This window comes from Pseudomonas sp. LAMO17WK12:I1 (assembly GCF_900177315.1).
Classification (GTDB): Bacteria; Pseudomonadota; Gammaproteobacteria; order Pseudomonadales; family Pseudomonadaceae; genus Aquipseudomonas; species Aquipseudomonas marginalis.
Genome location: NZ_FWZV01000004.1, coordinates 370,451 through 392,051, shown reverse-complemented (window position 1 = coordinate 392,051; position 21,601 = coordinate 370,451). Strand labels below are relative to the sequence as shown.

The 21,601-nt window shown below is 61.0% G+C and carries 17 protein-coding genes; 6 read left to right on the top strand and 11 right to left on the bottom strand.

The genetic code is table 11. The features are described from left to right. Together B9N88_RS09565 and B9N88_RS09560 are read left to right on the top strand one after the other, a co-directional pair. Complete coding sequence (locus B9N88_RS09565) at positions 1–567, top strand: CsiV family protein (protein WP_027604234.1); 567 nt, start codon at positions 1–3, stop codon at positions 565–567. A gap of 9 nt (positions 568–576) precedes the next feature. Next, positions 577–3,270, top strand: coding sequence for a DEAD/DEAH box helicase (locus B9N88_RS09560; RefSeq protein ID WP_027604235.1), 2,694 nt, complete (start codon positions 577–579; stop codon positions 3,268–3,270). Here B9N88_RS09560 and nagZ read toward each other — a convergent pair. Together nagZ and B9N88_RS09550 are read right to left on the bottom strand one after the other, a co-directional pair. Beyond that, positions 3,267–4,274: a beta-N-acetylhexosaminidase gene (nagZ, locus tag B9N88_RS09555; RefSeq protein WP_027604236.1), complete on the bottom strand. Its 1,008-nt coding sequence runs from the start codon at positions 4,272–4,274 to the stop codon at positions 3,267–3,269. The two genes, B9N88_RS09560 and nagZ, sit on opposite strands and share 4 nt — an antisense overlap. Before the next feature lie 136 nt (positions 4,275–4,410). Further along, positions 4,411–5,118 (bottom strand): TetR/AcrR family transcriptional regulator, encoded by a 708-nt coding sequence (locus B9N88_RS09550; protein ID WP_027604237.1) that lies wholly within the window; start codon positions 5,116–5,118, stop codon positions 4,411–4,413. Positions 5,119–5,381: 263 nt separating this feature from the next. On the opposite strand from B9N88_RS09550, the gene lexA reads away from it, so the two are divergent. Together lexA and sulA are read left to right on the top strand one after the other, a co-directional pair. Beyond that, positions 5,382–5,990, top strand: a complete 609-nt coding sequence (lexA, locus tag B9N88_RS09545) for a transcriptional repressor LexA (protein WP_003172575.1) — start codon at positions 5,382–5,384, stop codon at positions 5,988–5,990. Between the two features lie 10 nt (positions 5,991–6,000). Continuing rightward, positions 6,001–6,474: an SOS-induced cell division inhibitor SulA gene (gene sulA / locus B9N88_RS09540; RefSeq protein WP_027604238.1), complete on the top strand. Its 474-nt coding sequence runs from the start codon at positions 6,001–6,003 to the stop codon at positions 6,472–6,474. Positions 6,475–6,557: 83 nt separating this feature from the next. Here the strand turns inward: sulA and B9N88_RS09535 are convergent, their stop codons facing one another. The 7 genes from B9N88_RS09535 to B9N88_RS09505 all read right to left on the bottom strand — a co-directional run bounded on the left by B9N88_RS09535 (position 6,558) and on the right by B9N88_RS09505 (position 15,033). Continuing rightward, the gene (locus B9N88_RS09535) at positions 6,558–6,791 is read right to left on the bottom strand and encodes a hypothetical protein (RefSeq protein ID WP_010212068.1); all 234 of its coding nucleotides are present in this window, start codon (positions 6,789–6,791) and stop codon (positions 6,558–6,560) included. Between the two features lie 118 nt (positions 6,792–6,909). Beyond that, on the bottom strand, positions 6,910–7,431 hold the full coding sequence (locus tag B9N88_RS09530) for a DUF6586 family protein (RefSeq protein ID WP_027604239.1): 522 nt from the start codon (positions 7,429–7,431) through the stop codon (positions 6,910–6,912). A 247-nt stretch (positions 7,432–7,678) separates the two neighbouring features. Continuing rightward, the gene (gene topA / locus B9N88_RS09525; RefSeq protein ID WP_027604240.1) at positions 7,679–10,300 is read right to left on the bottom strand and encodes a type I DNA topoisomerase; all 2,622 of its coding nucleotides are present in this window, start codon (positions 10,298–10,300) and stop codon (positions 7,679–7,681) included. 114 nt (positions 10,301–10,414) lie between these two features. Continuing rightward, on the bottom strand, positions 10,415–10,651 hold the full coding sequence (locus B9N88_RS09520) for a DUF1653 domain-containing protein (RefSeq protein WP_027604241.1): 237 nt from the start codon (positions 10,649–10,651) through the stop codon (positions 10,415–10,417). A 96-nt stretch (positions 10,652–10,747) separates the two neighbouring features. After that, positions 10,748–11,923, bottom strand: a complete 1,176-nt coding sequence (gene fadA / locus B9N88_RS09515; protein WP_026136849.1) for an acetyl-CoA C-acyltransferase FadA — start codon at positions 11,921–11,923, stop codon at positions 10,748–10,750. A gap of 29 nt (positions 11,924–11,952) precedes the next feature. Beyond that, positions 11,953–14,100 (bottom strand): fatty acid oxidation complex subunit alpha FadB, encoded by a 2,148-nt coding sequence (gene fadB, locus B9N88_RS09510; protein ID WP_027604242.1) that lies wholly within the window; start codon positions 14,098–14,100, stop codon positions 11,953–11,955. 495 nt (positions 14,101–14,595) lie between these two features. After that, positions 14,596–15,033, bottom strand: a complete 438-nt coding sequence (locus tag B9N88_RS09505) for a hypothetical protein (protein ID WP_027604243.1) — start codon at positions 15,031–15,033, stop codon at positions 14,596–14,598. 105 nt (positions 15,034–15,138) lie between these two features. Here B9N88_RS09505 and B9N88_RS09500 point away from each other — a divergent pair, with 105 nt between their 5' ends. Continuing rightward, complete coding sequence (locus tag B9N88_RS09500) at positions 15,139–15,579, top strand: universal stress protein (protein WP_027604244.1); 441 nt, start codon at positions 15,139–15,141, stop codon at positions 15,577–15,579. 82 nt (positions 15,580–15,661) lie between these two features. On the opposite strand, the gene B9N88_RS09495 is transcribed toward B9N88_RS09500, so the two are convergent. Further along, positions 15,662–17,581 (bottom strand): ATP-binding cassette domain-containing protein, encoded by a 1,920-nt coding sequence (locus B9N88_RS09495; protein ID WP_027604245.1) that lies wholly within the window; start codon positions 17,579–17,581, stop codon positions 15,662–15,664. 213 nt (positions 17,582–17,794) lie between these two features. Between B9N88_RS09495 and B9N88_RS09490 the strand changes: the two genes are divergently transcribed. Continuing rightward, positions 17,795–19,723: a transglycosylase SLT domain-containing protein gene (locus B9N88_RS09490; protein ID WP_027604246.1), complete on the top strand. Its 1,929-nt coding sequence runs from the start codon at positions 17,795–17,797 to the stop codon at positions 19,721–19,723. 65 nt (positions 19,724–19,788) lie between these two features. On the opposite strand, the gene B9N88_RS09485 is transcribed toward B9N88_RS09490, so the two are convergent. Further along, positions 19,789–21,573, bottom strand: coding sequence for an ABC transporter transmembrane domain-containing protein (locus tag B9N88_RS09485; RefSeq protein ID WP_166655311.1), 1,785 nt, complete (start codon positions 21,571–21,573; stop codon positions 19,789–19,791). Between the last annotated feature and the right edge of the window lie 28 nt (positions 21,574–21,601).

Sequence of the window (21,601 nt, the reverse complement as noted above, 5' to 3'; positions counted from 1 at the left end):
ATGCGCCTGTTCCGCATTCTGAGCCTGTTGTTGGTGGTACTCGCGCCTTCGGCATTTGCCGACAGTCCGTACCAGGTGGAAATGATCCTGGTACGCCAGAACGCGGAGCCGGCGCTCAACAGCCGCGCTGCGCCGGAAAACTGGGATGCGGGCGCGCAGCGGTTGGGCGACAGGCTGAGCCCGCCGCGCCTGAACAATATCGTCGACAAACTCAACGCCGATAACAGCTTCACCGTGCTGGCGCACAAGGCCTGGGAACAGAACCTCGGCGAGCAGCCGGTCAAGATCGCGATCACCGACGGCCAAGAGCAGTTCGGCCAGTTCCCCATCGAGGGCGTGTTGAGCCTGCAACTGGGGCGCTTCACGGATATCGATGCGGACTTCTGGCTCAACACGTTCGACAGCAACGGCAGCGTGGTGGCCAGCGAACACCTGAGCCAGAAAGACGTGCGCACCAAGAACAACCAGCTCAACTACCTGGACGGCGGCCACCTGGCACTGCTGATCAAGATCACTTCGCTGACCGCCAAGCCACCCAGCGCACCCCCACCCGACATTCAGGACTGATCCAGCGCCATGACCCTGACGTCGCCGTTGACCAAACCCCTGGCCCCTTCATGGGCCAATCGCTTCAAAGAACAAAGCCTGGAGCGCGGGCGGCGCTATGCCCTGGAAAACCGTGTGCGCATCGTCGAGTCCGGCGACAGCACCATCATCGCCAGTTGCGAAGGCTCGGGGGGCAACGTTTACCGGCAGACCATCTCATTGCGCGAATCTGCCAAGGGCGCGCTGATCCTGGTGGACAGCCGCTGTACCTGCCCGGTGCACACCAACTGCAAACACATCGCGGCGGTGCTGCTCAAGGTCCAGGAAACCCTGGCCTACCCGGCGGCGGCCCAGGATGCCGAGTTGCTGGAAAAACTCCAGGCCGTGCTGGATAACCGCGTGGTGTTGCCGCAGGTGGTGATGGAGGATGTGGTGCCCGTGCCGCGCCTGTGGCTGGCCAGCGTCGAGTTCAGCGCATTTGAGCCGCGCAACGGCAAGATGCAACGCTATATCCAGCACCGTGCGGCGTTGTCGTTCAACTACCTGGGCAACTATGTCAGCGGGCAGAAGAACGCCGACATCATCGTGCGCCAGGAAACCCAGAGCCTGCGCATCAAGCGCCATCCCGAGCTGGAGCAGCCCTATCGCGAACAACTGCGCCTGCTCGGTTTCAAGATCGCCACGCGCCAGAGCAAGGCCTTGCCGGAAAGCGCCGGCGAGCTGTTCGAGATGGTCAATGACAGCGCCTGGCTGAACTTCACCCTCAACGCCTCGCCGACCCTGCGGGCCGAGGGTTGGGAACTGCAGATCGATGATGACTTCGGGTTTGACCTGAGCGCCGTCGACGACTGGTACGCCACCGTCGATGAAGGCCCCGAGCGCGACTGGTTCGACCTGGAACTGGGGATTATCGTCAACGGTGAGCGCCTGAGCCTGCTGCCGATCCTGCTCAACCTGATGCGCTCCCACACCGAGATCCTCAACCCGGAAAAACTCGCGCGGCGCCGGGATGACGAGCTGATCCTGGTGAATATTCCCGGCCTGCCCAATGGCGGCCACGGCCCGCTGCAAGTGGCCCTGCCCTACGGCCGCCTGAAACCGGTACTGGCCACCCTCGGCGAGTTTTACCTGCAGGAGCCCGGCACCACCGCGCTGCGCCTGGCCAAGGCCGATGCTATTCGCCTCAACCCGCTGGAAGACCTGCCCCTGCAATGGGAGGGCGGCGAGAAGATCCGCAACTTTGCCCAGCGCCTGCGGGACATCAAGGACTTCACCTGCGTGGCGCCCGAAGGCCTGAACGCGACCTTGCGGCCTTATCAACTGGAAGGGTTGAGCTGGATGCAGTCGCTGCGCCAACTGGAGGTGGGCGGCATACTTGCGGATGACATGGGCCTGGGCAAAACCCTGCAGACCCTGGCGCATATCCTCAGTGAAAAGATCGCCGGACGCCTGGACCGGCCGTGCATGGTGGTGATGCCCACCAGCCTGATCCCCAACTGGCTCGACGAAGCGGCGCACTTCACCCCGCAACTCAAGGTGCTGGCGCTGTACGGGGCCACGCGCAAAAAACACTTCGCCAGCCTGCAGGACTACGACCTGCTGTTGACCACCTACGCCCTGCTACCCAAGGACATCGAGCACCTGGCCGCCCTGCCCTTGCATGTGCTGATCCTCGATGAAGCCCAGTACATCAAGACCCCTTCCAGTAAGGCTGCCCAGGCCGCGCGCGAGCTGAATGCCCGGCAGCGCCTGTGCCTGAGCGGTACACCGCTGGAAAACCACCTGGGCGAGTTGTGGTCGCTGTTCCACTTCCTGCTGCCGGGCTGGCTGGGCGACGTCAAGAGCTTCAACCGCGACTACCGCGTTCCCATCGAAAAGCGCGCCAGTGAGATGCGATTGCAGCACCTCAACGGCCGTATCAAACCCTTCCTGCTGCGCCGCACCAAGGAGCAGGTGGCCACGGAGCTGCCGCCCAAGACCGAAATCATTCACTGGGTCGATCTCAATGAGGCTCAGCGTGATGTGTACGAAACCATGCGCCTGGCCATGGATAAAAAGGTCCGCGACGAAATCACCCGCAAAGGCGTGGCGCGCAGCCAGATCATCATCCTTGAAGCACTGCTGAAGCTACGCCAGGTGTGCTGCGACCTGCGCCTGGTCAACGACGCGACCCTGCCCACCCGCGGCAGCAGCTCGGGCAAGCTCGACAGCCTGATGGAAATGCTCGAAGAGCTGTTTGAGGAAGGTCGCCGGATCCTGTTGTTTTCCCAGTTCACCTCGATGTTGAGCCTGATCGAAGTGGAGCTGAAAAAGCGCGGTGTCGCTTACGCCCTGTTGACGGGCCAGACCCGCGACCGGCGCACACCGGTGAAGGATTTCCAGAGCGGCAAGTTGCAGATTTTCCTGATCAGCCTGAAGGCCGGTGGCGTGGGCCTGAACCTGACCGAAGCCGACACCGTGATTCACTACGACCCTTGGTGGAACCCGGCCACCGAGAACCAGGCCACCGACCGTGCATACCGCATCGGCCAGGAGAAGCCGGTGTTCGTCTATAAGATGATTGCGCGGGGCACGGTGGAGGAGAAAATCCAGCACCTGCAGAAGGAAAAATCCGACCTGGCAGCGGGCGTGCTGGATGGGCGTACGACGGGGGATTGGCAGTTGGGCAACGACGATATCGAGGCGTTGTTTGCGCCGTTGCCCAATAAGCAGGAAAAGCGCTAGATCAGCTGTGCATCCCGCAAAGCGCCCAGTGCGGTGAGCCAGCGCGGATCCTGCTTGTAGTCAGTCGAAGCAATCGCCTGCCCACGCATACGCGCGATGCGGGCCGACGGCGTGACCTTCATGCGCTGCGCCGCACTCAGCGCCAGCTCAGCCGCCGCACGATCGTTGCACACCAGCCCCATGTCGCAACCGGCGGTCAGCGCCGCCTCGATCCGACTGGCGGCGTCGCCGACCACATGGGCGCCAGCCATCGACAGGTCATCGCTGAAAATCACCCCATCGAACTGCAACTCGCCGCGCAGGATGTCCTGCAACCAGCGGCGTGAGAAACCGGCAGGCTGCGCATCCACCTGCGGGTAGATAACATGCGCCGGCATCACTGCCGCCAACTGCTTGCTCAGGCGTGCGAAAGGCACCAGGTCATTGGCGCGAATCTGTTCCAGGCTGCGTTCATCATTGGGAATCGCGACGTGGGAATCAGCCTCGGCCCAGCCATGGCCCGGGAAGTGTTTACCGGTGGCGGCCATGCCGGCGCTGTTCATGCCTCGGATAAAGGCACCGGCAAGCACGGCGGCGCGCTCGGGATTGCCCTCGAAGGAACGGGTGCCGACCACGGCGCTGCGCTGGTAGTCCAGGTCCAGTACCGGGGCGAAGCTCAGGTCGAGACCGACCGCCAGTACTTCAGTGGCCATGATCCAGCCGCACTGCTCGGCCAGGTACTCGGCGTTGGGGTTGTCCGCCAACGCGCGCATGGCCGGCAGGCGCACAAAGCCCTGGCGCAGGCGCTGTACGCGACCGCCTTCCTGGTCGACCGCCAGCAGCAGGTCCGGGCGCACGGCACGAATCGCCGCGCTCAATTCCCGCACCTGCCGCGGGTGCTCGATATTGCGCGCAAAAATGATCAGGCCACCGACCTCAGGCTGGCGCAACAGGTGGCGATCCTCGGCCGTCAGCCAAGTACCAGCCACGTCGACCATCAAAGAACCTTGCAGGGCAGCAGTCATAAACCTTCCTTAAATAACGCACACAACCCGTTGACCCCACCAGGCGCAGTGAGGACAACAGGTTGCGAGTAAATAGCTGAATTCGACATGGGCAGCTAGCTTAGCGGATGCAAGCGGCCGCGCACACCCGGAGCGGTCAAACCTTGGCGGCAGCTGGCGTGGATTTGCTGCGCGGGCGCAATTGGGCGGCAGCCATGGCCGAGTCGGTCACGCCGGTTTCAGCGCGCATACCGGCGGCAAGGAATGGCACCATCAGGCGCATGACCTGCTCAATAGAAGTGTTCACGCCGAAATCGGTCTCGGCAATCGCACGCAACGCCTTGATCCCGGACATGCTGAATGCGGCCGCACCGAGCATGAAGTGCACGCGCCAGAACAGTTCGATAGGCGGAATACGCGGGGCGGCTTCGTTGACCAGCAACATATAGCGGCGGAATACCTTGCCGTACATGTCTTCCAGGTAACGGCGCAAGTGGCCCTGGCTCTGGCTGAATGCCAGGCCCAACAGGCGCATGAAGATCGACAGGTCATTGCCGCTGCGTGGCTGAACCACCAGCGCCTGCTCCACGAGCATTTCCAGCAGGTCTTCCAGGGTCGGCTTGTGGTCGGCCTTGGCCTGGCGGCGCTCGAGTTCACGGTCGAGGCTGGCACAGAACGGACCCAGGAAGCGCGAGAATACCGCCTGGATCAGGGCCTTTTTCGAGCCGAAATGGTAGTTCACTGCGGCGAGGTTGACCCCGGCTTTGCTGGTGATCAGCCGCAATGAAGTTTCAGCAAATCCTTTTTCCGCGAACAATTGCTCGGCAGCATCGAGAATGCGTTCAACGGTTTCCGACTGGGCCATGGATACTCCGCCTGACAAACACTTGTTTGAAACATACGTTTCAGGGTGTGTCTTGTCAAGCCTGCAAGTTCGCTTTCCGGCCGGGCAGTCATCTATTTCATCGCTATTTAATCACATACTCCCAGGTCTGTAGGCAGCGCTATCTCTGCCTTGTAGGACACTTGACGAATGACCGTCCAGCGGAGGCGCAGAAAAGGATGATTGCCAAGTGCAGTCCACTGTATATAATCCCAGTCACTGTATAAAAAGACAGAGCGATCAACATGCTAAAACTGACGCCACGCCAAGCTGAGATTCTGGCTTTTATCAAGCGCTGCCTCGATGACAACGGCTACCCGCCGACACGAGCGGAAATTGCGCTGGAACTGGGGTTCAAGTCCCCCAACGCCGCCGAAGAACACCTCAAGGCCCTCGCTCGCAAAGGAGCGATCGAGATGACCCCCGGTGCTTCACGGGGTATTCGCATCCCTGGCTTCGAAGCCAAGGCCGACGAATCGACACTGCCGATCATCGGTCGCGTCGCCGCCGGTGCGCCCATCCTGGCGCAGCAGCACGTCGAGGAATCCTGCAACATCAACCCGACCTTCTTCCATCCTCGCGCCGACTACCTGTTGCGGGTGCACGGCATGAGCATGAAGGACGTAGGGATCTTCGATGGCGACCTGCTGGCCGTCCACACTACCCGCGAAGCCCGTAATGGCCAGATCGTCGTCGCCCGTATCGGCGATGAAGTCACCGTCAAACGCTTCAAGCGCGAAGGCAGCAAGGTCTGGCTCCTGGCCGAGAACCCTGAGTTCGCCCCGATTGAAGTGAACCTGAAAGATCAGGACCTGGTGATCGAAGGCCTGAGCGTCGGCGTCATTCGCCGCTAAAGGAGGCATCATGCAGCTCGTGCACACCCCCCAACACACACAACTGTCGCTGTTCGAGGCCTTTATGGCCCAACCCCTTGCGCCCATCCTCAAGGAAACGGTCGAGGCGCCCTGGAGCGCCGAACCTGAGGCGTTCAGTGAACTGTCGTTGCGCGGTGCGGCCGGGAGCTGCCTGAGCCTGCTGGCGCCGATCCTTCGTGAACTGAGCGAGGAACAGGATGCACGCTGGTTGACGCTGATCGCCCCGCCCGCCAGCCTGACCCAGGCCTGGCTGCGGGATGCCGGCCTTAATCGCGAGCGCATCCTGTTGCTGCAACCCCGCGGTGCGCAAAGTGCTCAGCAGTTAACCTGTGAAGCCTTGCGCCTGGGCCGTAGCCACACCGTGGTGAGCTGGCTCAACCCGCTGAATGCCACTGCCAAGGCACAGCTGATCAGCGCAGCGCGTACCGGCGATGCACAGAGCTTGAATATTCGATTGGGTTAATTCTGTGTGCCGCAGGCTATCCCTGTGGAGGGGGCCTGTTGTGGTGAGCGGGCTTGCCACAACAGCGAACCCACTTGCCACACTCAGTGAAGAACGCGCGGGCCGTCTTCTTTCTCGGGCTCGCCTTCTGCCAGGCGGCCGGCCATCTGCACACCAACGCTCAACATGGCTTTTGCCACTTCCACGTGCTGGCCCTGCAGGAACACCTTGGCGTCCTCGGAAAAATCCAGGATAACCAGAGAACCTTCGTCCTCGGCCCGGCGCAGCTCGATTCGGCCGTCAGGCAACTCAACAATTTCCAGAAAGGACGTCGGCATAAAAGTCTGTTCTCCACGAAAGGCCGGGATTATATCAGTCATCCGCCCGGCCTCGCTGAGGATCTGAAGAGGTTTCTTTACGGCTTGATGAACGGTGCCATGTGAATCCGACCAACGTTCAGCACTCGTTCAAACCTTCACGAAAGCGCAATGCCATCTTTTTCAGCGCCTGACGCCAGCCTTCCAACTCTTCGCGACTCAGTGGCTCGGGCTCTTCCTCTTCCAGCGCTACCGCCACGATCAAGGGCTGGGTCACATCGCCCTTGGGCACATGGGGAACACGGGGTGGCTGAAACATATCCGCATGGGCCTTAAGCAGACGCGCGACCCAGCTGTCAGGGCTCTGCGCCATTTCCACCAACTCGGCCAGCTCAGGGATCGCCATGCTTTCCAGCACCTCACGATTCATGATCATTTCCGCACGGGGCGAACCGGCCTGGGGCAAGCGGTAGAACCCGGCGATTTCATGACACAAGCCCAGTAACGCACCATACAGGTGGAACAACGCGGCTTCACGCCCGGCCTGGACCAGCGCGATCGCGTTCATCTCCTTCCCCTCCTCGGCACGGCCAAGGGCTTCCAGGGACAAACCCGCAAAATAAATTTTCTGATTGGTACGGGTATAGAGCTCGTTGGCCATAACGGCAATCTCCACAACGAATAAGCGTGATGCTGGCTGAACAGTGTCACGGATCAGCCGAGCCTACTGCAAGTGCAATAAACCGCTGCTTATGCGGGTCAAAACTCGACTTTCAGATCCAAACAGATCCAAATGTGGGAGGGGGCTTGCCCCCGATAGCGAAGCATCAGTCATACACATGTCGACTGATATACCGCTATCGGGGGCAAGCCCCCTCCCACATTGGATCTTCAGCGCATCCGACGGGTCAAGCGCCCTGGCGCTTGTCCTCGACCTTCCACTTGCCACCGTCGTAGAACGCTTTCCAGCCGGTTGGCTTGCCGTCCACTTCGGTCTGCACGTACTGCTCCTTGGTCTTGCGGCTGTAGCGGATCACGGCTGGGCGACCATCCGGGTCCTTCTTCGGCGCTTCACACAGGAAGTGGTACTTCGGATCGATCTCGTCCTTGTGCGGCACGATCTCCAGCACCAACGGCGCTCGGGTCTCGCGGTTTTTCGGGAACTGGCTGGCCGCCAGGAACAGGCCCGAGGCGCCGTCACGCAGGATGTAGGTGTCGTTGACCTTCTCGCACTTGAGTTCCGGCATCTTTACCGGGTCCATCTTCGGCGGCGCCGCGTCACCGCTTTTCAGCAGTTTGCGCGTGTTCTTGCAGGTCGGGTTGGTGCAACCGAAGAACTTGCCGAAGCGGCCGGTCTTGAGCTGCATCTCGCTGCCGCACTTGTCGCATTCCAGGCTCGGGCCTTCATAGCCCTTGATGCGGTAGCTGCCCTCTTCGATCTCGTAGCCGTCGCAATCCGGGTTGTTACCGCAGATGTGCAGCTTGTGCTTCTCGTCCAGCAGGTAGGCATCCATCGCCGTACTGCAGATCGGGCAGCGGTGCTTGCCACGCAGTACCAGCGACTCGGATTCACCCTCGTCGTCGGCGGCGATTTCATCGCCCGGCACCAGGTTGACGGTGGCCTTGCAGCGTTCTTTCGGCGGCAGGCTGTAGCCCGAGCAACCGAGGAACACGCCGGTGGATGCGGTACGAATCTGCATCGGACGGCCACAGGTCAGGCACGGGATGTCGGTCATCACCGGCTGGTTGGCACGCATGCCGCTCTCGGGGCTTTCGGCCACTTCGAGTTTTTTCTTGAAGTCGCCGTAGAACTCGTCGAGCACGTTTTTCCAGTCGCGCTCGCCCTGGGCCACGTCATCGAGGTTCTCTTCCATACCGGCGGTAAAGCCGTAGTCCATCAGGTTGGAGAAGCTCTCGGACAGGCGCTCGGTAACGATATCGCCCATCTTTTCCGAATAGAAACGACGGTTGTGCAGCGCGACGTAGCCACGGTCCTGGATGGTGGAGATGATCGCCGCGTAGGTCGACGGACGACCGATACCGCGCTTCTCCATCTCTTTCACCAAGCTGGCTTCCGAATAACGCGCCGGCGGCTTGGTGAAGTGCTGGGACGGGTCGAGCTTGATCAGCTTCAACGTGTCGCCCTGGGCCATGTCCGGCAGCACATCGTCATCGCCAGGCTTGGCGATCTGCGGCATCACCCGGGTGTAGCCGTCGAACTTGAGGATACGGCCCTTGGCGCGCAGCTCGAAGTCCCCGGCGCCGACACTGACGGTAGTGGACAGGTATTGCGCCGGCAGCATCTGGCAAGCCAGGAACTGGCGCCAGATCAGCTCGTAGAGGCGCTCAGCGTCGCGCTCCATGCCACTCAGCTTGCTTGGCTCGGTGTTGGCATCGGAAGGACGAATCGCTTCGTGAGCCTCCTGGGCGCCTTCTTTGCTGCTGTAGACGTTCGGTTTTTCCGGCAGGTACTTCTTGCCGAATTCGCTTTCAATATAGGTACGCGCCATCGCCACCGCGTCTTGCGACAGGTTGGTGGAGTCGGTACGCATATAAGTGATGTAGCCGGCTTCGTACAGACGCTGGGCCATCATCATGGTTTTCTTCACCCCGAAGCCCAGGCGGTTGCTCGCGGCCTGTTGCAGGGTGGAGGTGATGAACGGCGCCGACGGCTTGCTGCTGGTCGGTTTGTCTTCACGCTTGACGATGCTGTAGCTGGAGGCCTTGAGCTTCTCCAGCGCGGCCATGGCCTGGGCTTCGTTCAGCGGCTTGAACGCCTCGCCTTTCTCACGGGCCACTTCGAAGCGCACGTTGGCGCCCTTGGCGGTGCCCAGGTCGGCGTGGACTTCCCAGTATTCCTCGGGGTTGAACGCACGGATCTCACGTTCGCGCTCCACCACCAGCTTGACCGCTACCGATTGCACACGGCCGGCGGACAGGCCACGGGCGATCTTGGCCCACAGCAGCGGCGAGACCATGTAGCCCACGACGCGGTCGAGGAAACGACGGGCCTGCTGGGCGTTGACGCGATCGATGTCCAGCTCGCCCGGCTTGGAGAAGGCTTCCTGGATGGCTTTCTTGGTGATTTCGTTGAACACCACACGCTTGTAGCGGCTGTCATCACCGCCGATGGCTTCCCGCAGGTGCCAGGCAATGGCTTCCCCTTCGCGGTCCAAGTCCGTTGCGAGATAGATGGTGTCGGCATCCTTGGCGAGCCGGCGCAGCTCTTCGATGACCTTTTCCTTGCCCGGAAGGATTTCGTACTTGGCCTTCCAGCCATGATCCGGGTCCACACCCATGCGCGAGACCAGCTGCTTGCGCGCTTTCTCTTTAGGCGTGAGCACCGGACCTTCGCCCGCAGCCGCCTTGCCGCGCTTGGCGGCAGGCTCCTTGCTGGCGCTAGCCGAACCGCTGGTGGGCAGGTCTCGGATATGGCCGATACTCGACTTCACCACGTACTCGTTGCCCAAGTACTTGTTGATGGTCTTGGCCTTAGCCGGGGATTCCACAATGACCAGCGATTTGCCCATGGATCGGAAAATTCCTGAATTCGAGAAGTGAAAGGCAGTTGGCGCCTGACGCGGCAACGCTATATATAGTGGCAACAAGGTGAGGTCAAGCGCAGCATTCTGCGCGACCTGCCGTTATTGCCCTGAAAAAAGACTGGGTTCGACCTGGACCAAAGCAAAGCGCGGGACCTGCTCGCCGTCAACTTCGACGGTCTCCAGGAACATGCTCAAGGGGCGCACCCAAAAGCCGTAATCGCCATACAGTGCTTGGTAGAACACCACTTCTTCTTCGGTCTCGGAATGCCGTGCCACGCTGAAAACGCGGTACTGCGGACCTTTATAATGTTGGTAGAGCCCTGGTTCGACTTTCATGCTCTGGCCCCCTTACAAAATTTGTTGAAAAAAATATTAAAAATTCCAAAAAACAAAAACCGGGGCACTGGGCCCCGGCTTCCGTCGACTCAACGCTTAGACGCGTTCGAAGACGGTGGAGATGCCTTGGCCGAGACCAATGCACATGGTTGCAACCCCAAGGTTACCGCCATTTTGCTTCATCACGTTAAGCAAAGTGCCGGAAATACGCGCACCGGAGCAACCGAATGGGTGGCCCAGGGCAATCGCACCGCCGTGCAGGTTAACCTTCTCGTTCATCTTGTCGAGCACTTTCAAATCTTTCAGCACCGGCAGGGCCTGTGCAGCGAAAGCTTCGTTGAGCTCGAAGAAGTCGATATCGGAGATGGTCAGGCCCGCGCGCTTCAAGGCTTTTTGTGTCGCCGGTACTGGACCATAGCCCATGATTGCCGGGTCCACACCCGCCACCGCCATCGAGCGAATCACCGCCAGCGGCTGGATGCCGAGGTCCTGGGCACGCTGCGCCGACATTACGATCATGCACGAGGCACCGTCGGTGATTTGCGACGAAGTACCCGCCGTCACGGTGCCGCCCTTTGGATTGAAGGCAGGCTTGAGGGCCGCCAGGCTTTCCAGGGTGGTATCCGGACGAATGGTTTCGTCGTAGTCGAACAGTTTGAGGAAGCCGTTCTCGTCGTAACCGTTCATCGGGATGATTTCATCCTTGAACTTGCCTTCCACGGTCGCCTTGTGGGCGAGCTGGTGGGAACGCACGCCGAACGCGTCCTGGGCTTCACGAGTAATGCCGTGCATCTTGCCGAGCATTTCCGCCGTCAGGCCCATCATGCCCGAGGCTTTTGCCGCGTACAGCGACATGTGCGGGTTGGGATCGACGCCGTGCATCATGCTGACGTGGCCCATGTGCTCCACGCCACCGACCACGAACACATCACCGTTGCCGGTCATGATCGCCTGGGCGGCGGTGTGCAGCGCACTCATGGACGAGCCACACAGGCGGCTGACGGTCTGGCCGGCTGCCGTGTGCGGGATCTGCGTCATCAACGACGCCATGCGCGCGATGTTCCAGCCCTGCTCCAGGGTCTGGTTGACGCAGCCCCAGATCACGTCCTCGACTTCGTTCGGGTCGACCTTGACGTTACGTTCCAGCAGTTTGCTGATCAGGTGCGCCGACATGTCTTCAGCGCGGGTGTTGCGGTGCATGCCGCCCTTGGAGCGGCCCATCGGCGTACGACCGAAGTCGACAATCACGACGTCTCTTGGATTCAAGCTCATAAATATTCTCGCTCTAGTCGTCTGGGCACTTAACCGAAGAAGCGCTGGCCGTTCTTGGCCATCTCACGCAGCTTCGCGGTCGGGTGGTACAGCGGGCCCAGATCAGCGTATTGATCAGCCAGGGCAACGAACTCGGCCACACCGATCGAATCGATGTAACGCAGCGCACCACCACGGAATGGAGGGAAACCAATACCGTACACCAGGCCCATATCGGCTTCGGCGGCGGTTTCAACGATGCCGTCTTCCAGGCAACGCACGGTTTCCAGGCACAGGGCGATCATCATCCAGTTGATGATGTCCTCGTCGGACACTTCACGCTGTTCGTAGATGACCGGAGCCAGCACTTCGTGCACCGACGGGTCGGCCACTTTCTTCTGCTTGCCCTTCTTGTCCGCCTCGTAGGCGTAGAAACCCTTGCCGTTCTTCTGGCCCAGGCGCTTGGCCTCGTAGAGCGCGTCGATCGCCGAACGGCGGTCGTCTTTCATGCGGTCCGGGAAGCCTTCAGCCATCACGTCACGACCGTGGTGGCCGGTGTCGATGCCGACCACGTCCATCAGGTACGCCGGGCCCATAGGCCAGCCGAATTTTTCCATGACCTTGTCGATGCGCACGAAGTCCACACCGGCGCTGACCAGCTTGGCGAAACCGCCGAAGTACGGGAACAGCACGCGGTTGACCAGGAAGCCCGGGCAGTCGTTGACCACGATCGGGTTCTTGCCCATTTTCTTGGCGTAGGCAACGGTGGTGGCAATCGCCAGCTCGCTGGACTTCTCGCCACGGATCACTTCCACCAGCGGCATCATGTGTACCGGGTTGAAGAAGTGCATACCGACGAAGTTTTCCGGACGCTTGAGGGCCTTGGCCAGCAGCGAAATGGAAATGGTCGAGGTGTTAGACGCCAGGATGGTGTCGTCTTTGACGTGGCCTTCAACTTCAGCCAGTACCGCCTGCTTGACCTTCGGATTCTCGACAACCGCTTCGACCACCAGGTCGACATGGCCGAAATCGCCGTAGGACAGCGTAGGACGAATGCCGTTAAGCACTTCAGCCATCTTCGCAGCCGTCATGCGACCTTTATCAACGCGGCCGACCAGCAGCTTGGCGGCTTCGGCCAGGCCCTGTTCGATACCGTGCTCGTTGATGTCCTTCATCAGGATCGGCGTGCCTTTGGACGCCGACTGATAGGCGATACCGCCACCCATGATACCGGCGCCGAGCACGGCAGCCTGTTTCACGTCCTTGGCGATTTCGTCGTAGGCCTTGGCCTTTTTCTTCAGTTCCTGGTCGTTCAGGAACAGGCCGATCAGGCTCTGGGCCGCCGAGGTCTTGGCCAGTTTGACGAAACCTGCCGCTTCCACTTCCAGGGCTTTGTCGCGACCGAAGTTCGCGGCCTTCTGGATGGTCTTGATCGCTTCAACCGGCGCCGGGTAGTTCGGGCCAGCCTGGCCAGCCACGAAACCCTTGGCGGTTTCGAACGACATCATTTGTTCGATGGCGTTGAGCTTGAGTTTTTCCAGCTTCGGCTGACGCTTGGCCTTGTAGTCAAATTCGCCGCTGATGGCGCCCTTGATCAGGTTCAACGCGGCTTCAGCCAGCTTGTCCGCAGCCACCACGGCGTCGACGGCACCGACTTTCAGTGCGTCTTCGGCACGGTTTTCCTTGCCGGCGGCAATCCACTCGATGGCGTTGTCGGCACCAATGATGCGCGGCAGGCGCACGGTGCCGCCGAAGCCTGGGTAGATGCCCAGCTTGACTTCGGGCAGGCCGATCTTGGCGGTGGCCGCCATGACGCGGAAGTCCGCCGCCAGGCACATTTCCAGGCCGCCGCCCAGCGCGATGCCATTGATCGCGGCAACGGTGGGTACGTTGAGGTCTTCGAAATCGCTGAAAATCTTGTTGGCTTCGAGGTTGCCAGCCACCAGCTCGGCATCGGGCAGCTTGAAGTTGTCGACGAATTCGGTGATGTCAGCGCCGACGATAAACACGTCCTTGCCGCTGGAGACGATCACGCCTTTGATCGATGCATCAGCCTTGATGGTGTCTACGGCCTGACGCAGTTCGTTCAGGGTTAGACGGTTGAACTTGTTGACGGACTCACCCTTGAGGTCGAACTTCAGTTCGACGATGCCACTTTCAAGAGCCTTAACCGTGATGGCTTTACCTTCGTAAATCATCAACTGATCTCCACGATATGGAAGCTGAACAGTACACATTGGACGCTGGCCTATGCTTGGACATTGATAATTTCGTCAATGCTCAGGCCAATCCGCCAGGCACACCCGCCAATGCGATAGTCGGGTTTCTGTATGAGCGGTCTGACAGACAAACGCTCAATTCATACGCCCGTTTGATTTGGGTACGCCACCTTCATCCAATTCCGAGCAATTGTCAATCGCTCGAAAGGCTAGGAAAAACGCGACTTTCCAGTCATTTCAGAACCCCGGGGCCAGGCCCGCGATTCGTCAATATTCGACTATTCACGAAATCAATAATGAAAAAGATAGGGAAAACCGCTGTACAGAACCGGATATGCCGCTAGGCTAGCGACAACCGTAACGCGCCTGGATGAACATCCGGCGCGGGAAACCCGGATTTACCGGCCTGCCTGGCCAACTCCAGCCCGATGATGCTTTCGGGCTTTTTATTGCCTGGGGTTTGACACACAGGTGTCAGGCCAGGGCCTTGAGCAATGTATCAATGGCCAGCAGGTCGCTCGCCTCGCCCTTCTCGCCCCAGTAAAGGGCGATCATTTGCTTGTCGGCCTCGACCTTGTAGACATTCGCCGGCAGCGTTGCAAAATGCGGCAACAACTTCTCATCCACACATACTTCGCGCCACTGATTGACCCACACGCCCGGCTCCAGCTGCCAGTAGCTCCAAACGGCCGGCATACTGCCGCGCCGGGGTCGGCAGTACTGCGCACAGGGGCTCGGCGGCTCTTGCTTGAGCCAGTGCGGCCATTCCTGGGGCGCCAGTTGCATGGCCAGGCCGATGCGGCGTGCCTCCATGCGCAGGGCCATGCGCCCGCTCTGATGGCGCGATGGGCGCAGCCATGCCAGGGGGCTCAGAACCACGACAAGGATTGACACCACTATCCAGACCGTCATATGTGTACTCCCGATTTTTCTGATGAGCGGATTTGACCTGACGCAACCCTATCCGCTTGAAAGCAGCCATACTGAATCTATTGCAGTCCCCTGGAGGAACGCCCCATGTCCTACGAACATATTCTGGTCGCCGTAGACCTGACCGAAGAGTGCGATCCAGTGATCAAGCGCGCCCGAGCGTTTGCCGTTGCCAGTGGCGCAAAACTGTCACTGGTGCATATCGTCGAGCCCATGGCCATGGCCTTTGGCGGCGACGTGCCCATGGACCTCTCCCAACTGCAGCAACAACAGTTCGACCAGGCCAAGGAGCGCCTTGACCGCCTGATCGTCAAATACCCCGAAGTGACCAAGGAAAACTCCCACCTCACCTACGGCCAACCGCGCCAGGAAATCCACCACCTGGCCAAGGAGCAGCATTGCGACCTGATCGTGGTCGGCAGCCATGGCCGTCATGGTTTGGCGTTGCTGCTGGGTTCTACTGCCAATGATGTGCTGCACGGTGCGCCGTGCGATGTATTGGCCGTCAGGCTGGTAAAAACCTCTTAAGGCCACATTTGAACCGCATTTCATATGAAAAAGCCCGGCGCCCATATTAGGGCGCCGGGCTTTTTTATTGCACGAAGGTCACTCAGGCATCCAGCTCGGCCCAACGCTCGACCAGCACTTCCAGCTCCTGGTTCAACGTCTCCAGGGAGGCGATGACCTTGGCGGTTTCCGCCGCCGGGCGCAGGTAGAAACCTGCGTCAGCCATTTCCGCTTCTACCGCGGCGATCTGCTGTTCCTTGGCGTCGATATCACCCGGCAAGGCTTCCAGCTCACGCTGCAGCTTGTAGCTGAGTTTCTTCTTGGCCGCCGGTGCCGCTTCCTGGGCCGGTGCAGCCGCTTCCACCGGAGCCACCACAGCCGAGGCCAGGTCGGCCTTGCCGGACTTGCTCTCGGTCACGCCCAACAGACGCGGCGAGCCGCCCTGACGCAGCCAGTCCTGGTAACCACCGACGTATTCGCGCACCTTGCCTTCACCTTCGAAGACCAGGGTGCTGGTGACCACGTTGTCGAGGAATGCCCGGTCGTGGCTGACCATCAGCACAGTGCCGTTGAAGGTCAGCAGGACCTCTTCCAGCAGCTCGAGGGTTTCCACGTCGAGGTCGTTGGTCGGTTCGTCGAGCACCAGCAGGTTGGCAGGCTTGCTGAACAGCTTGGCCAGCAGCAGGCGCGCACGCTCGCCACCGGACAAGGCCTTCACGGGTGTACGCGCACGCTGCGGGCTGAACAGGAAGTCGCCCAGGTAGCTGAGTACGTGGCGGCTCTGGCCGTCGATATCGATAAAGTCGCGGCCTTCGGCGACGTTGTCGATCACGGTCTTTTCCAGGTCCAACTGATGGCGCAACTGGTCGAAGTAGGCCACGTCGATGCGCGTGCCCTCTTCCACCGTGCCGCTGGTCGGCTGCAGACCATTGAGCATCAGCTTGAGCAAGGTGGTCTTGCCGGTACCGTTGGCACCCAACAGGCCGATACGGTCGCCGCGCTGCAGGACCATGGAGAAGTCCTTGATCAGGAACGGACCATCCGGGTGATGGAAGCTGACGTTCTCCAGCACCATGACCTGCTTGCCCGACTTATCGGCGGTATCCAGCTGGATATTGGCCTTGCCGGTGCGCTCGCGACGTTCGCTGCGCTCTACGCGCAGGGCCTTGAGGGCACGCACGCGGCCTTCGTTACGGGTGCGACGCGCCTTGATGCCCTGGCGGATCCAGACTTCTTCCTGGGCCAGTTTCTTGTCGAACAGCGCGTTGGCGGTTTCTTCGGCAGCCAGCGTCGCCTCTTTGTGCACCAGGAAGCTGGCGTAATCGCCGTTCCAGTCGATCAGGCCACCACGGTCCAGCTCGAGGATCCGCGTGGCGAGGTTTTGCAGGAAGGAACGGTCATGCGTGATGAACAGCACGGCGCCCTGGAAATCCTTGAGGGCTTCTTCCAGCCAGGCGATGGCGCCGATGTCCAGGTGGTTGGTTGGCTCGTCGAGCAGCAGCAGGTCCGGCTCGGACACCAGGGCCTGGGCCAGCAGCACACGACGACGCCAGCCGCCGGACAACTCGGCGAGGGTCTTGTCGGCCGGCAGCTGCAGGCGGCTCAGGGTGCTGTCGACCAGTTGCTGCAGGCGCCAGCCGTCACGGGCTTCGAGGTCTTGCTGAACGTGCATCAGCTTGTCCAGGTCGGCTTCGGTGACGCAGTTCTGGGCCAGGTGATGGTATTGCGCAAGCAACTCACCGACACCGTCCAGGCCTTCGGCAACCACGTCGAACACAGTCCGTCCGTCGGCAACCGGCAATTCCTGCGGCAATTCGCCAATCTTGAGGCCTGGGGCGCGCCAGACAGAGCCGTCATCGGGCTTCTGGTCGCCCTTTACCAGCTTCATCATGCTGGACTTGCCGGTGCCGTTGCGGCCGATGATGCACACCCGCTCACCACGGGCGATCTGCCAGGACACCTTGTCCAACAACGGCATAGCGCCGAAAGCAAGGGACACATCGCTGAATTTGAGCAGGGTCATACGCTTCTCCAAAAACTGGGCGCGCATTCTACCTGACTTGAGGGTGGGATGCGGCCAGCATTTTCGCTACCGACACGTTCTGTAGGACATTTCCGGAGAACTTGAACGAACCACCCGGCAAAGCTTTCGCCGGCCGCTGGCAAAAGGCTAAGCTAGGGGCAATCAGTGTCGGCGGTGCCGGTGCTAGTCGTGATTTCTCTGCACGGACGTCTCATGCGCAGTCGCCTTTTCAACTTTTTATCTTGCCTGCTTCTTTCCGCCACCGCCGTTCAATCCGCCCAGGCCGTGGACCTCACCACCCAACGTCAATATTACGATGAAGCCAAACGCGCCCTGGCCAAGGGCGATACCGGCCCCTACATGCAATACAGCCAGGCCCTGGCCGACTACCCGCTGACGCCCTACCTGGCCTACGACGAACTGACCGCCCGGTTGAAGACCGCCAGCAACGAGGAAATCGAACAATTCCTCGCCAAAAACGGCGACCTGCCCCAGGCCAACTGGATGAAGCTGCGCTGGTTGCGCTGGTTGGCCGACCGTGGCGACTGGCAGACCTTTGAAAAGTACTACGACCCCAAGCTTAATTTCGTCGAGCTGGACTGCCTGCACGGTCAGTTCCAACTGACCCACAACCTCAAGGCTGAAGGCTACAAGACCACCGAAAAACTGTGGATGACCGGCAAATCCCAGCCGGCCGCCTGCGATGCCACCTTCAGCCAATGGGCCGCCGACGGCCAACTGACTGAACAAAAAATCTGGGACCGCGCCAAACTCGCCGCCGAAGCACGCAATTACCCGCTGGCCAACAGCCTGGTAAAAACCCTGCCGACCCTGGGCGCCCAGGGCCGCCTGATGGTGGACGTGGCGCAAAAACCCGACATGCTCGGCGACCCGTCGCGCTTCCTGCCGGCCACCGAGGCGATGTCTGACGCCGTGGGCCTGGGCCTGCGCCGCCTGGCACGCCAGGATCCGGACAAGGCCATGGCCCTGCTCGACGGTTACGCCAGCAGCATGCACTTCTCCCGTGACGAAAAAGTGGCAATCGCCCGTGAAATCGGCCTGACCCTGGCCAAGCGCTTCGACCCGCGGGCGCTTGAGGTGATGACCAAGTACGACCCCGAGTTGCGCGACAACACCGTGTCCGAATGGCGCCTGCGCCTGCTGTTGCGCCTGGCCCGCTGGGAAGATGCCTACCAACTGACGCGCAAACTCCCGCAGGATTTGGCCACCACCAACCGCTGGCGCTACTGGCAGGCCCGCAGCCTGGAACTGGCCGAGCCGAAAAACCCGCAAGCCCTGGTGCTGTACAAGAATCTCGCGCAGGAACGTGACTTCTATGGCTTCCTGGCCGCCGATCGCTCCAAGGCGCCGTACCAGTTGAAGAACAAGCCGCTGCTGATGAGCCAGGCGCTGGTCAACAAAGTGCGTAACACCCCGGGTGTGCGCCGTGCCCTTGAGTTCTACGCCCGTGGCCAGATCGTGGATGGCCGCCGCGAGTGGTACCACGTCAGCCGCCATTTCAACCGTGACGAAATGGTCGCCCAGGCCAAGCTGGCCTACGACATGAAGTGGTACTTCCCGGCGATCCGCACCATCAGCCAGGCCCAGTACTGGGATGACCTGGACATCCGCTTCCCGATGGCCCACCGCGACACCCTGGTGCGCGAAGCCAAGGTCCGTGGCCTGCATTCCAGCTGGGTATTCGCCATCACCCGCCAGGAAAGCGCCTTCATGGACGACGCCCGCTCCGGCGTCGGCGCCAGCGGCCTGATGCAACTGATGCCCGGCACCGCCAAGGACACCGCGCGCAAGTTCAGCATCCCGCTGGCCTCACCCGCCCAGGTGCTGGACCCGGACAAAAACATCCAGCTCGGCGCGGCTTACCTGAGCCAGGTGCACAGCCAGTTCAACGGCAACCGCGTCCTCGCCTCCGCCGCCTACAACGCCGGTCCCGGCCGCGTACGCCAATGGCTGCGCGGCGCCGACCACCTGAGCTTCGACGTCTGGGTGGAAAGCATCCCGTTCGACGAAACCCGCCAGTATGTGCAGAACGTGTTGTCTTATTCGGTGATCTACGGGCAGAAGCTCAACTCACCACAGCCGTTGGTGGATTGGCATGAGCGCTACTTTGATGATCAATAAGGTTTAAAGCAGAAATGAAAATGCCCGCATTGAGAGATGCGGGCATTTTTTATCGGCACCGAAACTCAGTGTTCGCTGCTCTCCTCAACCCCATCACTGAACTGCAACGCCGCCAATCGCGCATATAACGGATTGCTCGCAATCAACTGCTGATGCGTGCCCACCGCCACCAGCCTGCCCTGATCCATCACCGCGATGCGGTCAGCGTTCTTCACCGTCGCCAGTCGATGGGCGATAACCAGCGTGGTACGCCCTTGCATCAATTGCGGCAACGCTTGCTGGATCAGGTGTTCACTCTGGGCATCCAGGGCACTGGTGGCTTCGTCCAGCAGCAGGATCGGCGCGTCCACCAGCAACGCACGGGCAATCGCCAAGCGTTGGCGCTGGCCGCCGGAGAGGCCCATGCCGCCGTCGCCGAGGTGGGTCTGGTAGCCGTCGGGCATTTGCAGGATGAAATCGTGGGCGTGGGCGATGCGGGCAGCGGCTTCGACTTGCTCGCGGGTAGCGGTGGGGTTGCCGTAGCGGATGTTCTCTTCGACGCTGCCGAAGAACAGCGCCGGGCTCTGGGACACCAGGGCGAAGTGGCGACGCAGGTCCAGGGGGTCGAGATCGGTCAGCGCCTGGCCTTCAATCAGGATGCGGCCTTGCTGAGGATCGTAGAAACGCAGCAGCAGGTCGAAAAGCGTCGACTTGCCCGCGCCGGACGGCCCCACCAGTGCCAGGGTTTCGCCGGGGTTGATGCTCAGGTTCAGGCCGTCGATGGCGTAGCTGTCCGGTCGTGAAGGGTAGGAAAAGCGCAGGTCCTGCAGCTCCATGCGCCCGCTGACCCGCTCGGGCAACTGCACGCTGCCCGTGGCCGGCGCCTGGATCTCGTTGCTCGACTGCAACAGCTCACCAATGCGCTCCGCTGCACCGGCGGCACGTTGCAGTTCACCGAGGACTTCGCTCAGGGTACCGACGGCGCTGCCGACGATCAGGCTGTAGAACACGAACGCAGCCAGCTCGCCGCCGGAAATGCGCCCGCTGATCACATCCATTCCTCCGACCCAGAGCATCACGCCCACCGCACCCAGCACCAGCATGATCACCAGGGTGATCAACCAGGCGCGCTGGGCGATGCGTTTGCGGGCGGTGGTGAACGCCTCTTCCACGGTCACGGCAAAGCGTTGCTCGTCCTGGACCTGGTGGTTATAGGCTTGCACGGTCTTGATCTGGCCGAGGGTTTCGGACACGTAGCTGCCCACATCGGCGATACGGTCCTGGCTCAGGCGCGACAGGCTGCGTACGCGACGGCCGAAGATCAGGATCGGCGCCAGCACCAGCGGCAGCGCCACCACCACGATGCTGGTGAGCTTGGGGTTGGTGATGAACAACAGCACGATGCCGCCGATCACCATCAAGGCATTGCGCAGGAACAGCGACAACGACGAGCCGATCACCGATTGCAGCAGTGTGGTGTCGGTGGTCAACCGCGATTGGATTTCCGAGCTGCGGTTGTTCTCGTAGAAACCTGGATGCAGGTAGATCAGGTGGTTGAAGACCTGCCGGCGAATGTCCGCCACCACCCGCTCACCGATCCACGACACCAGGTAAAACCGCGCAAACGTGCCCACGGCCAAGCCCAGCACCAGGACCATGAACAGGCCGATGGACTGGTTGAGCAGGTGCGGCGACTGGGTCATGAAGCCCTGGTCCACCAGCAGGCGAATGCCCTGCCCCATGGACAAGGTGATGCCCGCAGTGACGATCAGCGCGACCAGGGCACCGAGGGCCTGCCAGCGGTAGGGCGCGATGAAGCGGCTGGCCAGGCGAATTGCACGGCGTTGACGGACTGAGAGCATGGAGGGCATCACCTGATCGGAAAGGGTTGGTACCTGC

Bases quoted from the DNA above. Each gene is read 5' to 3' on its own strand.
- nagZ (WP_027604236.1), bottom strand. From the start codon at position 4,274: ATGACTGCTGCCCTGCAAGGTTCTTTGATGGTCGACGTGGCTGGTACT.
- B9N88_RS09485 (WP_166655311.1), bottom strand. From the start codon at position 21,573: ATGCCCTCCATGCTCTCAGTCCGTCAACGCCGTGCAATTCGCCTGGCC.
- B9N88_RS09535 (WP_010212068.1), bottom strand. From the start codon at position 6,791: ATGCCGACGTCCTTTCTGGAAATTGTTGAGTTGCCTGACGGCCGAATC.
- B9N88_RS09560 (WP_027604235.1), top strand. From the start codon at position 577: ATGACCCTGACGTCGCCGTTGACCAAACCCCTGGCCCCTTCATGGGCC.
- fadA (WP_026136849.1), bottom strand. From the start codon at position 11,923: ATGAGCTTGAATCCAAGAGACGTCGTGATTGTCGACTTCGGTCGTACG.
- B9N88_RS09500 (WP_027604244.1), top strand. From the start codon at position 15,139: ATGTCCTACGAACATATTCTGGTCGCCGTAGACCTGACCGAAGAGTGC.
- B9N88_RS09520 (WP_027604241.1), bottom strand. From the start codon at position 10,651: ATGAAAGTCGAACCAGGGCTCTACCAACATTATAAAGGTCCGCAGTAC.
- B9N88_RS09530 (WP_027604239.1), bottom strand. From the start codon at position 7,431: ATGGCCAACGAGCTCTATACCCGTACCAATCAGAAAATTTATTTTGCG.
- topA (WP_027604240.1), bottom strand. From the start codon at position 10,300: ATGGGCAAATCGCTGGTCATTGTGGAATCCCCGGCTAAGGCCAAGACC.
- B9N88_RS09490 (WP_027604246.1), top strand. From the start codon at position 17,795: ATGCGCAGTCGCCTTTTCAACTTTTTATCTTGCCTGCTTCTTTCCGCC.
- sulA (WP_027604238.1), top strand. From the start codon at position 6,001: ATGCAGCTCGTGCACACCCCCCAACACACACAACTGTCGCTGTTCGAG.
- fadB (WP_027604242.1), bottom strand. From the start codon at position 14,100: ATGATTTACGAAGGTAAAGCCATCACGGTTAAGGCTCTTGAAAGTGGC.
- B9N88_RS09505 (WP_027604243.1), bottom strand. From the start codon at position 15,033: ATGACGGTCTGGATAGTGGTGTCAATCCTTGTCGTGGTTCTGAGCCCC.
- B9N88_RS09565 (WP_027604234.1), top strand. From the start codon at position 1: ATGCGCCTGTTCCGCATTCTGAGCCTGTTGTTGGTGGTACTCGCGCCT.
- lexA (WP_003172575.1), top strand. From the start codon at position 5,382: ATGCTAAAACTGACGCCACGCCAAGCTGAGATTCTGGCTTTTATCAAG.
- B9N88_RS09495 (WP_027604245.1), bottom strand. From the start codon at position 17,581: ATGACCCTGCTCAAATTCAGCGATGTGTCCCTTGCTTTCGGCGCTATG.
- B9N88_RS09550 (WP_027604237.1), bottom strand. From the start codon at position 5,118: ATGGCCCAGTCGGAAACCGTTGAACGCATTCTCGATGCTGCCGAGCAA.